General features: G+C 59.2%; 13 protein-coding genes. 12 read left to right on the plus strand and 1 reads right to left on the minus strand.

Annotated features, from left to right (window positions below; all coding sequences use genetic code 11):
• Nucleotides 1-378 precede the first annotated feature (378 nt).
• From NFU04_RS04630 to NFU04_RS04645, 5 genes are all read left to right on the plus strand, one after another.
• Nucleotides 379-1,191: a hypothetical protein gene (locus NFU04_RS04630; RefSeq protein WP_251308333.1), complete on the plus strand. Its 813-nt coding sequence runs from the start codon at nt 379-381 to the stop codon at nt 1,189-1,191.
• A 107-nt stretch (nt 1,192-1,298) separates the two neighbouring features.
• Nucleotides 1,299-2,546: a hypothetical protein gene (locus NFU04_RS04635; RefSeq protein ID WP_251308334.1), complete on the plus strand. Its 1,248-nt coding sequence runs from the start codon at nt 1,299-1,301 to the stop codon at nt 2,544-2,546.
• A gap of 104 nt (nt 2,547-2,650) precedes the next feature.
• Nucleotides 2,651-2,839 (plus strand): GDCCVxC domain-containing (seleno)protein, encoded by a 189-nt coding sequence (locus tag NFU04_RS16345; protein ID WP_285835114.1) that lies wholly within the window; start codon nt 2,651-2,653, stop codon nt 2,837-2,839.
• A 21-nt stretch (nt 2,840-2,860) separates the two neighbouring features.
• The gene (gene merF, locus NFU04_RS04640) at nt 2,861-3,076 is read left to right on the plus strand and encodes a mercury resistance system transport protein MerF (RefSeq protein ID WP_251308335.1); all 216 of its coding nucleotides are present in this window, start codon (nt 2,861-2,863) and stop codon (nt 3,074-3,076) included.
• 133 nt (nt 3,077-3,209) lie between these two features.
• Nucleotides 3,210-3,617 carry an OsmC family protein gene (locus NFU04_RS04645; RefSeq protein ID WP_251308336.1) on the plus strand — a complete coding sequence of 136 codons (408 nt, stop codon included), beginning with the start codon at nt 3,210-3,212 and terminating at the stop codon, nt 3,615-3,617.
• Between the two features lie 182 nt (nt 3,618-3,799).
• Here the strand turns inward: NFU04_RS04645 and NFU04_RS04650 are convergent, their stop codons facing one another.
• Nucleotides 3,800-4,708, minus strand: coding sequence for a LysR family transcriptional regulator (locus tag NFU04_RS04650; RefSeq protein WP_251308337.1), 909 nt, complete (start codon nt 4,706-4,708; stop codon nt 3,800-3,802).
• Nucleotides 4,709-4,877: 169 nt separating this feature from the next.
• Between NFU04_RS04650 and NFU04_RS04655 the strand changes: the two genes are divergently transcribed.
• The 7 genes from NFU04_RS04655 to dgcA all read left to right on the plus strand — a co-directional run bounded on the left by NFU04_RS04655 (nt 4,878) and on the right by dgcA (nt 13,359).
• Entirely contained in the window at nt 4,878-5,987 is a 1,110-nt protein-coding gene (locus NFU04_RS04655; protein ID WP_146801520.1) for an S-(hydroxymethyl)glutathione dehydrogenase/class III alcohol dehydrogenase, read from the plus strand.
• Between the two features lie 54 nt (nt 5,988-6,041).
• Nucleotides 6,042-6,899 (plus strand): S-formylglutathione hydrolase, encoded by an 858-nt coding sequence (fghA, locus tag NFU04_RS04660; protein ID WP_251308338.1) that lies wholly within the window; start codon nt 6,042-6,044, stop codon nt 6,897-6,899.
• Nucleotides 6,900-7,512: 613 nt separating this feature from the next.
• Complete coding sequence (gene gbdR, locus NFU04_RS04665) at nt 7,513-8,634, plus strand: choline metabolism transcriptional regulator GbdR (RefSeq protein ID WP_251308339.1); 1,122 nt, start codon at nt 7,513-7,515, stop codon at nt 8,632-8,634.
• 96 nt (nt 8,635-8,730) lie between these two features.
• Entirely contained in the window at nt 8,731-9,435 is a 705-nt protein-coding gene (gene mtgA, locus NFU04_RS04670; protein ID WP_251308340.1) for a monofunctional biosynthetic peptidoglycan transglycosylase, read from the plus strand.
• A gap of 250 nt (nt 9,436-9,685) precedes the next feature.
• Nucleotides 9,686-10,663 (plus strand): dipeptidase, encoded by a 978-nt coding sequence (locus NFU04_RS04675; RefSeq protein WP_251308341.1) that lies wholly within the window; start codon nt 9,686-9,688, stop codon nt 10,661-10,663.
• 52 nt (nt 10,664-10,715) lie between these two features.
• Nucleotides 10,716-11,261: a DUF5943 domain-containing protein gene (locus NFU04_RS04680; protein ID WP_251308342.1), complete on the plus strand. Its 546-nt coding sequence runs from the start codon at nt 10,716-10,718 to the stop codon at nt 11,259-11,261.
• Between the two features lie 25 nt (nt 11,262-11,286).
• Nucleotides 11,287-13,359 carry a dimethylglycine demethylation protein DgcA gene (gene dgcA / locus NFU04_RS04685; protein ID WP_251308343.1) on the plus strand — a complete coding sequence of 691 codons (2,073 nt, stop codon included), beginning with the start codon at nt 11,287-11,289 and terminating at the stop codon, nt 13,357-13,359.
• Nucleotides 13,360-13,464 lie beyond the last annotated feature (105 nt).

Here is a 13,464-nt window from a genome sequence, read left to right on the forward strand (position 1 = left end):
CCCCAACCTTTGCATCCCCCACCACCCTTGCTTACTCTGAATTACTAAGGCCGCTGAGAGGGTCAGGGACGACAACACGCACGCAGGGACTACCGCATGGATGGCGGCCGCCATCATAAGACGCAGGGTAGGGGCGGTAGCGTGCCTTGAGCCCTCGCCACCTCAGCAGCTAGCCACCGAGTATGATTGAAATCGGCAAAAGCAGCAGGCGCACGAATTCTGCTTATGACGCCAATCTATAATTAATTTATTTGAAAATCAGTGGGTTGTAGTCAATCGGCAGGCTGCATTTGTCGGACGAACGTGCCGGCACGTTGATCCAATCATAGAGCGCGCCGTCTAATACCTGTTAGGGTTGTATCAATCTACGGAGATTAAATGAGTACACAAAAAATCGAGCCAAATAAAGTAACTAAACCTATTCAGTTGGTTGCAGCTTGGCTTGTGGGGTTGATATTGGTAAATGGTGCTTTCTTGGGGACGGCTATAGGTATTGGTGAGCCGACTTGGCTAAAAGGGACTTTAGTCATTGCGTCCGTAATTAATGTTCCTGTATTTCTAGGAGCCATTTTTCTTCTTCAAACTAAATTCAGGCCTCAGTTACAAGAAGATGAGTACTGCTCTCAATATCTTGATAAAAGTACCAGTGAGTATGTGTCTGTCTCTAAGGATGAAAACATATTGTCAGAAATATCTGAGATAAAGTCAGAATTAATAACTTTGTCAGAGTTAAAGAGCTCCGATTTTAATAAAATTGAAAGCCTCGTAGAAAAGGAAAAAACATATCCTTGGCCACCTCATTACAAAATAGCACTTTGTGATTACCTGCCTGATTTTAAAGCAATAAGAAAAGAGTTAAAAGATAGCAATATATCGATAAGTAAAATATTTGGTACAACAAATACTAAAAACATCCCTAAAATTAATCATTTGTCTTTCAGTAGAGAGGTCGATTTTAATACTCTTATCGCTGTTCTTAGGATGATGTCGAAATATAATTTTGATGGTTACGCATACTCTATAACTAGTGAAGTAAATCCAGAAGAGATCTACATTGGTGGTTTTGGCTACGTGAATGGTGGTTATTATCCGATAAATTCAGAATTAATTGAGCTGTTGAGTTCTGATATTGAACCATCCGATTTAAAGTATTTTGAACAGAAAGTTGGCAAAACAACCCTAACAAGTTAATAAACAAGGACAAAAAACAGTTGGCTTTTGGCTCCTTCGTCGCTAATTTTAGCCAACTATTTTATTGCCAGTTATTAAGGCGTTAAATTCCTACCGGAGAACAGGTAATGTCTAAATGGATAGATAGGTTCAATAATCATGCTCTAATAGGTGTATGGGCTAACCTATTAGAGTTGACTCAAGATGAGACCCTTGTTGAAGGAGCTACGGAAGACATTGTTGAGGATGTTGCGAGGCTGAGAAAAGTAATATCCTATTTGAATGGGGCTTTTGAAAGTATTGACCCTGAACTAACTCCATTCAACCATTTAACAAACCTCCAAAAGACTGCACAAAATTGTATTAACGAAATCAATGCATACAAGGGGAATAAAAATTCTGGCCATCTAACAAACGCAAATAATCATGCGGATACGCTTCTTGTTCAATTTCAACAAACTCCAGCTTCAATACATGCGATTAGCCCTGAAAACATCAAAGAATCTGTAAGTGCATATTCAGAAACAATCGGGTCATACATATCAAAATATAAAAATGAGACTGAAAAATCCGTTAGTGATTTATCTGAATATATTACTAAATTAGATCGTGAGGTTGAGAAGAGGGAGGCTAATTTGGCAGAGTTGAGCGTTCAAATTGAAAATGTTGAGCAAACAATTCAAAAGCAAACGTCTGAATTTAACACTCAGTACCAATCAAGTGAAAAGTCACGATCTGAGAAGTTTGAAAAAGAGCTGGAAGAATACTCTCAACGCTCAGAAGAAAATATTGAAAAATATAAAAATAAAGTGGATGAGGAGTTTGCCAGTCTTTCCCTAAAGGCAGGTAAAATAATTGAGGTATTAACTACACTTCAGGATGATGCTTCCAAAGTTTATGGCGTTACCATTAATACACTACAGGCTGGAGCATATTCTTCTTATGCAAATAATGAAGAGAAGGTCGCTAATAGATATCGACTGTTTGCGTCGCTTTTAATGCTTTTGGGAGTTGGTTTCTTAGTTTTGCCTGAAGTAAGATTAATATTTGAAAATGGAAACTATGTTTTTGACTGGGTAAAAGTAGTTGGCAGAATCCCTCTTTCATTAGTGGTTTTCGTCCCTGCATTTTATTTTGCGAAAGAGTCTGGAAAGCATCGCGTAAACGAAATTACAAATAGGCGTCGACAGCACATACTGACAACCTTAGACCCATATGTTGAGCTTATGGATTCTAAAAACGCTGAAGACCTTAGGGTGCATGTTGCAAAAACAGTATTTTCTGAAGTCTCTTCTTCTAGTGATTCCAAGGAAAGCGAAACAGGAAATATATTATCGCAACTAGCCAATCTTGCGAAGCAGATCAAAGGTGGCTGAATTTAACAAGCGCATGTTTCGGAATGGTTTTCCGCTGCGCTCCAAACCAGCCGCAAATGCGGGCGTTATGTTTTCGGAAAATCCATTCTCGAGGAAAGTGAATTATGAAACCCAAGCTCAGGTCGGAAATAACGTGCCCAGAGTGCGGGCATCAGGAGGTGGAGACAATGCCTGAAGACGCTTGTCAGTATTTTTATGAATGTAAGAGCTGCCGAGCTCTGCTCAAACCGAAGCAAGGTGATTGTTGTGTATTTTGCTCCTACGGTGATACGCCGTGCCCCCCGTCCAACTAGATCAATCCTGTCATTAAATATATGAAGAACGGAAAGCGTTTAATAAAGGTGGGTGCCATTGGTGGAGTGATTACAGCGCTCTGTTGTTTCACTCCAGTTCTCGTTTGGTTGTTTGCGCTCTTTGGGATTTCTGCATTGGTAGGCTATTTAGACTACGTGCTGTTTCCTATGCTCGCTCTGTTTGTGGTTGTTTTGGTAATTGGGTTTGTCCAATGCGGGCGAGGCAAGTCAAAATAACAAGTGAATCAAATACGCTCCAGGCCTAAAGGCCCTCCACCGGGCGGCTGTTTCTCCGCTTCGCTGCGCACAAGCCGCCGTTTATGCAGGCGTCAAGTGTAACCAATACTAGTGATATAAAAAGTAGGAAAGTATGAGTGTCGATATAAAGTGGGATGGTGATTGTCGTTTTAAAGTGTTAAGTGAAGGCGGTTTTACGTTTAATGTTGATGCTGCAAGTGAGAAAGCTCCTTGTCCAACGGAAGTTCTATTGTCGGCTTTAGGTTCATGTAGTGCGACGGATGTGGTCTTGTTACTGAGAGAGCAAGGTTTTGAAGTTAAGGGTTTGGAAAATATGGTTACTTTCACCCTGACAGAATCAGAACCTCGTTTATATAAATCGGCAAACCTGCACTTTACAGTGCATGGCTGTGGTTTTCAAGAGTCTGACATTTTGCAAGCAGCTCAAGAAGCGGTGGAAAAGCATTGTCATGTTTGTCTTATGTTGAGTCCTTCGATCGATATCACTTGTTCAGCGGAAGTGGGGGAAATTTTTACTTAATAAAGCGTTTAGGGAGGATTTCCAATGCTCGAAATTTTCGTTTTGCTTCATCTTTAGCTTTTACGGAACAATACTTTAAGTTAAGTGGTATGCGTTGCTCACCACTTAACGCGGCGTTGAGGCTGTTGCAAAACCCCACCTGTATGTAACGGTCTTCCCCTGACACACCCCCACTGCGGGCATCACACCTCCACCCCCACCTCCCTCCGTTTCGGCAAGCTCCCCGGCAAATACGCCACCAGATGATCGACGAACTGCCGCACCTTGGGGGAGAGGTGGCGGTGGCGGGGGTAGACGACCCAGACGGCGGTGTCCCGGTGACGGAAGGTGTCCAGCACCGAGATCAGCTCGCCGCTGGCCAGGTACTCCTCCACGTAGTAGTCGGGCAGTTGGGCCAGGCCCAGCCCCTTGAGGGCGGCGTCCAGCAGGGCGGGGCCGGAGTCGGCCCGCCACTTGCCCTGCACGCGAATCTCCCGGCGCACGCCTTCCACCTCGAACAGCCAGGAGTCGCGGCTGCCGACCAGGCAGCGGTGGTTGCTGAGCTCCGCCAGGCTATGCGGGCGCGAGACCTGTTCGAAGTAGGCCCGGGAGCCCACCACATATTCGCGGCGTTCGCACAGGCGCCGGGCGATCAGCGTCGAGTCCTTGAGCACCCCCATGCGCACGGCGATATCGTAGCCCTCGTCGATCAGCTCCACCTGGCGGTTGGTGAAGTGCATCTGCACCTCCAGTTGCGGGTGCAGGCGCTGGAAGTCGTTGACCAGGGGCGCCACGAAGCGCTCGCCGAAGGTGGTGGCGGCGGTCAGCTTGAGCACCCCCTTGGGGCGGGCCTGGAAGTCGGTGATCGCCGCCTCGGCCTCGCGGAAGCCGTCGAACAGATGGCGGCAGTGCTCATAGTAGAGGGCGCCGGCATCGGTGAGGCGGATCTGGCGGGTGGTGCGGTAGAGCAACTGGGTGCCCAGCTGGTTCTCGAGCTGGCCCACCAGGCGGCTGACATGGGAGTTGGAGACTTGCAGATGGCGCGCCGCCGCCGAGAAGGTGCCCAGGCGCACCACTTCGACGAAGGCTTCGATACGGTCCCAACGTTGCATGACGGACGACCCCTTGGCTGATTGTTGCTCAGTAACAATAATCTTGTGCCGGCGACCCGATTTATCCGCCACCGACCCATCACCTAGACTGCAGGTATTCGGCGCCACCCTAGGTTCAGTACGAAAACTGGCGCCCCTTTACCGTGTCACTCGCTGTCGAGGAACCGCTATGAAATCACGTGCCGCTATTGCCCTGGAAGCCGGCAAGCCGTTGGAATTGGTCGAAATCGACGTGGAGGGCCCGAAGGCCGGCGAGGTGCTGGTTCGCATCGCGGCCACCAGCGTCTGCCATACCGATGCCTTTACCCTCTCCGGCGCCGACCCGGAAGGGCTCTTCCCCTCGGTGCTGGGCCATGAGGGCGCCGGCGTGGTCGAGGCGGTGGGCGAGGGCGTCACCAGCCTGCAGCCGGGCGACCATGTCATCCCGCTCTATACCGCCGAGTGCGGCAAGTGCAAGTTCTGCCTCTCCGGCAAGACCAACCTCTGCCAGTCGGTGCGCGCCACCCAGGGCCAGGGCCTGATGCCGGACGGCACCTCGCGCTTCTCCTTCGAGGGCAAGACCCTGCACCACTACATGGGCTGCTCCACCTTCAGCGAATACACCGTGCTGCCCGAGGTCTCCCTGGCCAAGGTCTCCAAGGAGGCGCCGCTGGACAAGATCTGCCTGCTGGGCTGCGGCGTGACCACCGGCATCGGTGCCGTGCTCAACACCGCCAAGGTCGAGCCGGGCGCCACCGTGGCGGTGTTCGGCCTGGGGGCCATCGGCCTGGCGGTGATCCAGGGCGCGCAGATGGCCAAGGCCAGCCGCATCATCGCCATCGACGTCAACCCGGACAAGTTCGAGCTGGCCCGCCAGTTCGGCGCCACCGACTTCGTCAATCCCAAGGACTACGCCGATCCTATCCAGCAGGTGATCGTCGACCTGACCGACGGCGGCGTCGACTACTCCTTCGAGTGCATCGGCAACGTCAACGTGATGCGCTCGGCCCTGGAGTGCTGCCACAAGGGCTGGGGCGAGTCGATCATCATCGGCGTGGCCGGTGCCGGCGAAGAGATCTCCACCCGTCCGTTCCAACTGGTCACCGGCCGGGTCTGGAAGGGCTCCGCCTTCGGCGGCGTCAAGGGCCGCAGCGAGCTGCCGGGCTACGTGGACCGCTACATGAACGGCGAGCTCAAGATCGACGAGTTCATCACCCACGACATGCCCTTCGAGAAGATCAACGAGGCCTTCGATCTGTTGCACGAGGGCAAGAGCATCCGTAGCGTACTCCACTACTAAGGCGACTTTATTCGAGAGGCGGCCCCGCCACGGCGGGGCCCAAGGAGAGCACGGATGACCATGTCTGAAAGCCTGGAACTGGTATCGGCCACCAAGAGCTTCGGCGGCTGGATCAAGCGCTACAAGCATCGCTCCCGGGCGCTGGATTGCGAGATGATCTTCGCCATCTACCTGCCGCCCCAGGCGGAGAGCGAGCGGGTGCCGCTGTTGTGGTGGCTGTCGGGGCTGACCTGCACCGACGAGAACTTCATGCAGAAAGCCGGCGCTCAGCGCCTGGCCGCCGAGCTGGGCATCGCCATCGTCTGCCCGGACACCAGCCCGCGGGGCACCGACCTGCCCGGCGAGCACGACAGCTACGACTTCGGCTCCGGTGCCGGCTTCTACGTCAACGCCACCCAGGCGCCGTGGAAGAGCCACTACCGCATGTACGACTATGTGGCCGAGGAGCTGCCCTCGGTGGTGCGTCAGCACTTCCCGGTCAATGGTCGCGAGTCGATCAGCGGCCACTCCATGGGCGGCCATGGCGCCCTGATCCTGGCGCTGCGCCACCCCGGGCGCTTCCGCTCGGTGTCGGCCTTCGCGCCCATCGTCAATCCCAGCGCCTGCCCCTGGGGGCAGAAGGCCTTCCAGGGTTACCTGGGCGACGACGTGGGCAACTGGACCCAGTACGACGCCTGCGAGCTGGTGGCCAAGGGCGCCTCGCGCCAGCCGCTGTTTATCGACCAGGGCGAGGCGGATAACTTCCTGGAGGAGCAGCTCAAGCCGGAGCGCCTGGAGGCGGTGTGTGCCGAGCACGACCACCCGCTGACCCTGCGTCGCCACCCGGGCTATGACCATAGCTACTTCTTTATCGCCAGCTTTATCGACGACCACCTGCGCTACCACGCGGAGCGGCTGCACAAGAACCGCTGAGTCGTTGTTGCGGGACCCAAGCTTTCCCTACGGCGTCGCCCTGTGCGGCGCTTTTTTGTGGGTGGCTGCCAAGGGGGCGCCTGCGGCGCCAATCGCCGACTGAAGTCAGCTCCTACGGGGTGGGGGCGACTGCGGCGCCAAATCGCCGGCTAAAGCCAGCTCCTACGGGGTGGGGACTGCCACTGGGGTGGTAGGAGCCTGCTTCAGCAGCGGTCCGACGTATCGGCGATGGAGGTGAGGTCATGCCTGGGGCGCCAAATCGCGCGGAATCCGCGCTCCCACAATAGCTTGAGTGGCCACTGGGGTTGTGGGAGTTCGGCTGTGCCGAACGATATCGGCCGCAGGACGATCCCAGGCCGCCTGTGGCGATAGGGTAGCTCCCGCAATGGGAGCGACGTCGGCTTATCCAGAAACGACGTTATTGTCTGAGTGCAATAACCTATTGCTTCCTGATAGCCAAATTTGTCATGTCACTGCGCGACACAGGGGGTACATTTCACGCAAGGCTTGCCTATACGCGACAACCATGGCGCTTTCGGGGCCGCCGCCGACCACGACGACACAAGCATAAAACGATCGCCATGACGATCGTCGGCTCAGAGGAGACTCGACCATGACCACCAGCACCCCCGTTGCCGCTAGCTCCCCCCAGACCCTGGGGTTCCTGCTGCTCGACAACTTCACCCTGATTTCCCTGGCCTCAACCATCGAGCCGTTGCGTATGGCCAATCAGCTGGCCGGTCGCGAGCTTTACCGCTGGTACACCCTGAGCCTGGACGGCGCCCCGGTGCGCGCCAGCGATGGCCTCCAGGTGACCCCGGACGCCGCCACCAACATGCCCCTGGCGCTGGACATGGTGATCGTCTGCGGCGGCATCGGCCCCAGCCGCAGCGTGCAGCGCGAGCATATCGCCTGGCTGCAGGGGCAGGCCCGCCAGTCCCGGCGCCTCGGCGCGGTGTGTACCGGTAGCTGGGCCCTGGCCCGCGCCGGCCTGCTCGATGGCTACGAGACCAGCATCCACTGGGAGTGCCTGGCCGCCATGCAGGAGGCCTTCCCGCGGGTGGCCCTGACCACTCGGCTGTTCTCCATCGACCGCGACCGGGCCACCGCCTCCGGCGGCACCGCGCCGCTGGATATGATGCTCAACCTGATCGGTCGCGATCATGGTCGCGAGCTCTCCGCTGGCATCTCCGAGATGTTCATCTACGACCGGGTACGCGGCGAGCAGGACCAGCAGCGGGTGCCCCTCAAGCATGTGCTGGGCACCACCCAGCCCAAGCTGCTGGAGATCGTCGCCCTGATGGAGGCCAACCTGGAGGAGCCCATCGGCCTCGACGAGCTGGCCCACTACGTGGATGTCTCGCGGCGCCAGCTGGAGCGGCTGTTCCAGAAGTACCTGCACTGCTCGCCGTCCCGCTACTACCTCAAGCTGCGCCTGACCCGGGCCCGCCAGCTGCTCAAGCAGACGCCGATGTCGATCATCGAGGTGGCCTCCGCCTGCGGCTTCGTCTCCACCCCGCACTTCTCCAAGTGCTACCGGGAGTACTTCGGTATCCCGCCCCGGGACGAGCGCCTGGGCATCGGCTCCCGGGCGCCGGTCGCCGAGCCGCTCCACACCAAGGCCCTGGCCGGCCTGGCCCAGGGCGACGACGGCCCCGATGCGCCGGTCTCCAGCGCCGTGCTGGCGTTGGCCCAGGCCAAGGGCGAGCCCACCTACGCCAGCGTGCCCCTGTAACCCATCCCCTCGCGACACCGCCAGCGTTAAGCCGCGTCCCTTATCGGGGCGCGGCTTTGCCGTATACTGGGCCCCCGTTTTTCGATGAGACCCGCCATGCTCGCCGACTGGCTTCGTCGCCTGCCCCGTATGCTGCTGCTCGCCCTGCTCGGCTTCGTCGCCGTCTCGGTGCTGCTGGTGCTGCTGTTTCGCGTGGTGCCGGTGTTCGGCTCCATGGTGATGGTCGAGCGCAAGGTGCAGTCGTGGATCGCCGGCGAACCGATCGCCATCGAACAGCAGTGGCGAGCCTGGGACGAGCTCTCCAACCACGCCAAGCTGGCGGTGATCGCCGCCGAGGATCAGCGTTTCCCCGTGCATCGCGGCTTCGACCTGGTGGAGCTACGCCGCGCCTGGGAGGCCAGCCGCAACGGCGGCCGGCTGCGCGGCGCCAGCACCCTGAGCCAGCAGACCGCCAAGAACCTCTTCCTGTGGACCGGCCGGAGCTGGGTGCGCAAGGGGCTGGAGGCCTGGTTCACCCTGCTGATCGAGGCGCTCTGGCCCAAGGAGCGCATCCTCGAGGTCTATCTCAATATCGCCGAGTGGGACAGCGGGGTGTTCGGCCTGGAGGCCGCCGCCCGGCACTACTTCGGCGTCTCCGCGGCCCGACTCAGCCCCCATCAGGCCAGCCTGCTGGCCGCCATCCTGCCCAACCCCCGGGGCCGCGACGCGGCGCGTCCCTCGGCCGAGGTCGCCCAGCGCGCCTCCTGGATTCGCCAGCAGATGCGCAACCTGGGCGGCGCCGCCTACCTGGAACGGCTTTAGCCGCGATCCGGCGTCTCGGCGATGTTTTCCGCCGGATCGCCTGCTGAAGCAGGCTCCTACCACCCCGGTGGCTATTCCAAGCGCTAAATACGACGCGATCGCGACCGGATTCCGGGGCGATCGAGGACCCTTATCGCGATTGCGACACCCCTGACGTTTTTGGAATTTTGCCGGTCGCTTCCAAGCGCCGGGGGGGAGGGGGGCGGCGCTATGCTGCCGGCAAGTCAACGACACTGCCGGAGTACCTTCCATGACCCCCCGCGAACTGCACGACGACGCCATCGTTATCGACGGCCTGATCATCGCCAAATGGAACCGTGAGCTCTTCGAGGACATGCGTCGCGGCGGCCTCACCGCCGCCAACTGCACCGTCTCGGTGTGGGAGGGCTTCCAGGCCACCGTCGACAATATCGTCAAGACCAATGCCCTGATGGCCGAGAACAGCGACCTGGTGCGCCCGGTGCGCACCACCGCGGACATCACCCGGGCCAAGGAAGAGGGCAAGGCCGGCATCATCTACGGCTTCCAGAATGCCCACGCCTTCGAGGATCAGATCGGCTACGTGGAGATCTTCAAGCAGCTGGGCGTGGGCATCGTGCAGATGTGCTACAACACCCAGAACCTGGTCGGCACCGGCTGCTACGAGCGCGACGGCGGCCTCTCCGGCTTCGGCCGCGAGATCGTCGCCGAGATGAACCGCGTCGGCATCATGTGCGACCTCTCCCACGTGGGCGCCAAGACCTCCGAGGAGGTGATCCTCGAGTCCAAGCAGCCGGTCTGCTACTCCCACTGCCTGCCCTCCGGCCTCAAGGAGCACCCGCGCAACAAGTCCGACGAGGAGCTGAAGTTTATCGCCGACCACGGCGGCTTCGTCGGCGTGACCATGTTCACCCCCTTCCTGCGCGCCGGCGTCGACGCCACCGTCGACGACTACGTCGAGGCCATCGAGTACGTGATGAATATCGTCGGCGAGGATGCCATCGGCATCGGTACCGACTTCACCCAGGGCCACGACAAGAGCTTCTTCGAGTGGCTGACCCACGACAAGGGCTACGCCCGTCGCCTGACCAGCTTCGGCAAGATCATCAATCCCGAGGGCATCCGCACCATCGGCGAGTTCCCCAACCTGACCGAGGCGCTCCTGCGTCGCGGCTTCAGCGAGGCCCAGGTGCGCAAGATCATGGGCGAGAACTGGGTGCGCGTCCTCAAGGACGTCTGGGGCGCCTGATCCCCGTTGCTTCTCTCTATCTCTGAATAACGACAACTCGAGGAATCTTCCCGTGACCAAGATGGCCCCCGAACTGCCCATCGAAGTGGATAGCGAAACCGGCGTCTGGACCACCGATGCCCTGCCCATGCTCTACGTGCCGCGCCACTTCTTTATCAACAACCATGTGGCCGTGGAGGAGGCGCTGGGCGCCGAGAAGTACGCCGAGATCCTCTACCACGCCGGCTACAAGAGCGCCTGGCACTGGTGCGAGAAGGAGGCCGAGATGCACGGCCTCGAGGGTGAGGCGGTGTTCGAACACTACATGACGCGCCTCTCCCAGCGTGGCTGGGGCCACTTCATCACCGAGGCCATCGACCTCGACGCCGGCACCTGCCGGGTGCGCCTGGAGCACAGCGCCTTCGTCTACCAGCTGGGCAAGGTGGGTCGCAAGATCGAGTACATGTTCACCGGCTGGTTCGCCGGCGCCATGGACCAGATCCTCGCCGCCCGCGGCAGCGACCTGCGCACCGTCGCCGAGCAGACCCAGAGCGCCGCCGAAGAGGGCTGCGAGGTGGGCTATTTCGAGACCCAGCCGCTGACCGGCACCGCCCGCTAAGTCCCGGGAACGAGGAGAGAGAACCATGGCATTCGACGCGATCTTCCAGCCGATCGAGATCGGCAAGCTCACCATCCGTAACCGGGTCGTCAGCACCGCCCACGCCGAGGTGCACGCCACCGACGGCGGCATGACCACCGACCGTTACGTCAAGTACTACGAAGAGAAGGCCAAGGGCGGCTGCGGCCTGTGCATCTGCGGCGGCTCCTCGGTGGTCTCCATCGACAGCCCCCAGGCCTGGTGGAGCTCGGTGAACCTCTCCACCGACCGGATCATCCCGCACTTCCAGAATCTCGCCGATGCCGTGCACAAGCACGGCGGCAAGATCATGATCCAGATCACCCATATGGGGCGCCGCTCGCGCTGGGACGGCTACGACTGGTCGACCCTGCTGTCGCCCTCCGGCATCCGCGAGCCGGTGCACCGCTCCACCTGCAAGACCATCGAGGAGGAGGAGATCTGGCGCATCATCGGTGACTTCGCCCAGGCCGCGCGCCGGGCCAAGGAGGGCGGTCTCGACGGCGTCGAGCTGTCCGCCGTGCACCAGCACCTGATCGACCAGTTCTGGAGCCCGCGGGTCAACAAGCGCGAGGACCAGTGGGGCGGCAGCTTCGAGAACCGCATGCGCTTCGGCTTGGAGGTGCTCAAGGCGGTGCGTGCCGAGGTCGGCGACGACTTCGTGGTGGGCATGCGCATCTGTGGCGACGAGTTCCACCCGGACGGCCTCTCCCATGAGGACATGAAGCAGATCGCCGCCTACTACGATGCCACCGGGCAGCTCGATTTCTTCGGCGTGATCGGCTCCGGCTGCGATACCCACAACACCCTGGCCAACGTCATTCCCAACATGTCCTACCCGCCGGAGCCCTTCCTGCACCTGGCGGCGGGTATCAAGGAAGTGGTCAGCGTGCCGGTGATCCACGCCCAGAACATCAAGGACCCCAACCAGGCCCAGCGCATCCTGGAAGGCGGTTACGTGGACCTGGTGGGCATGACCCGGGCGCATATCGCCGACCCGCACATCATCGCCAAGATCAAGATGGGCCAGATCGACCAGATCAAGCAGTGCGTGGGCGCCAACTACTGCATCGACCGCCAGTACCAGGGCCTGGACGTGCTGTGCATCCAGAATGCCGCCACCTCCCGCGAGTACATGGGCCTGCCGCATATCATCGAGAAGAGCGAAGGGCCCAAGCGCAAGGTGGTGGTGGTCGGCGGTGGCCCCGGCGGCATGGAGGCGGCCCGCGTCGCCGCCGAGCGCGGCCATGACGTCACCCTCTTCGAGGCTGCAGATAGCCTGGGCGGGCAGATCACCATCGCCGCCCAGGCCCCGCAGCGCGATCAGATCGCCGGCATCACCCGCTGGTATCAGCTGGAGCTGGCGCGTCTCAATGTCGACCTGCGCCTGGGCACCCGCGCCGACGAGGCGACCCTGCTCGACCTGCGTCCGGATATCGTGGTGCTGGCCACCGGCGGCCAGCCCTTCCTCAGCCAGTTCCCGGAGTGGGGCTACTCGAAGAATCCCGAGGAGAGCCTGGTGGTCAGCACCTGGGACGTGCTCTCCGGCAAGGTGGCCCCGGGCAAGAACGTGCTGATCTACGACGCCATCTGCGAGTTCTCCGGCGTCTCGGCGGCGGACTACCTGGCCGACAAGGGCGCCAAGGTGGAGATCGTCACCGACGACATCAAGCCGGGCGCGGCGGTGGGCGGCACCACCTTCCCGACCTACTACCGCAGCCTCTACGAGAAGGAGGTGATCATGACCTCCGACCTGATGCTGCATAAGGTCTACCGGGAGGGCGATGGCCTGGTGGCGGTGCTCGAGAACGAGTACACCGGCGCCCTGGAGGAGCGGGTGGTCGACCAGGTGGTGGTCGAGAACGGCGTGCGTCCCGACGAGGGCCTCTACTACGCCCTCAAGGAGCAGTCCCGCAACAAGGGCCAGCTGGACCTGGAGGCGCTCTACGCCATCCAGCCCCAGCCCTGCCTGAGCGAGGCGGGCGACGGCTTCCTGCTGTTCCGCCTGGGCGACTGCACCGCGCCGCGCAACACCCACGCGGCCATCTACGACGCCCTGCGGATCTGCAAGGACTTCTAACGCCAGAGTCGCCTTCGGAACGTCGGGTGCGCCTTCGGCTTATCCGACCTGCGGGAACGTAGGTCGGATAAGCGAGCCGAGGGCGAGCGCATCCGACAGGCCAAG

The sequence above is a fragment of the Halomonas sp. NCCP-2165 genome, assembly GCF_023708045.1.
GTDB classification, from domain to species: domain Bacteria; phylum Pseudomonadota; class Gammaproteobacteria; order Pseudomonadales; family Halomonadaceae; genus Bisbaumannia; species Bisbaumannia pacifica.

Coding starts and splice junctions, on each gene's coding strand:
- gbdR (WP_251308339.1), top strand. CDS start 7,513: ATGACCACCAGCACCCCCGTTGCCGCTAGCTCCCCCCAGACCCTGGGG.
- NFU04_RS04635 (WP_251308334.1), top strand. CDS start 1,299: ATGTCTAAATGGATAGATAGGTTCAATAATCATGCTCTAATAGGTGTA.
- NFU04_RS16345 (WP_285835114.1), top strand. CDS start 2,651: ATGAAACCCAAGCTCAGGTCGGAAATAACGTGCCCAGAGTGCGGGCAT.
- NFU04_RS04630 (WP_251308333.1), top strand. CDS start 379: ATGAGTACACAAAAAATCGAGCCAAATAAAGTAACTAAACCTATTCAG.
- mtgA (WP_251308340.1), top strand. CDS start 8,731: ATGCTCGCCGACTGGCTTCGTCGCCTGCCCCGTATGCTGCTGCTCGCC.
- NFU04_RS04645 (WP_251308336.1), top strand. CDS start 3,210: ATGAGTGTCGATATAAAGTGGGATGGTGATTGTCGTTTTAAAGTGTTA.
- dgcA (WP_251308343.1), top strand. CDS start 11,287: ATGGCATTCGACGCGATCTTCCAGCCGATCGAGATCGGCAAGCTCACC.
- NFU04_RS04675 (WP_251308341.1), top strand. CDS start 9,686: ATGACCCCCCGCGAACTGCACGACGACGCCATCGTTATCGACGGCCTG.
- merF (WP_251308335.1), top strand. CDS start 2,861: ATGAAGAACGGAAAGCGTTTAATAAAGGTGGGTGCCATTGGTGGAGTG.
- NFU04_RS04650 (WP_251308337.1), bottom strand. CDS start 4,708: ATGCAACGTTGGGACCGTATCGAAGCCTTCGTCGAAGTGGTGCGCCTG.
- fghA (WP_251308338.1), top strand. CDS start 6,042: ATGACCATGTCTGAAAGCCTGGAACTGGTATCGGCCACCAAGAGCTTC.
- NFU04_RS04655 (WP_146801520.1), top strand. CDS start 4,878: ATGAAATCACGTGCCGCTATTGCCCTGGAAGCCGGCAAGCCGTTGGAA.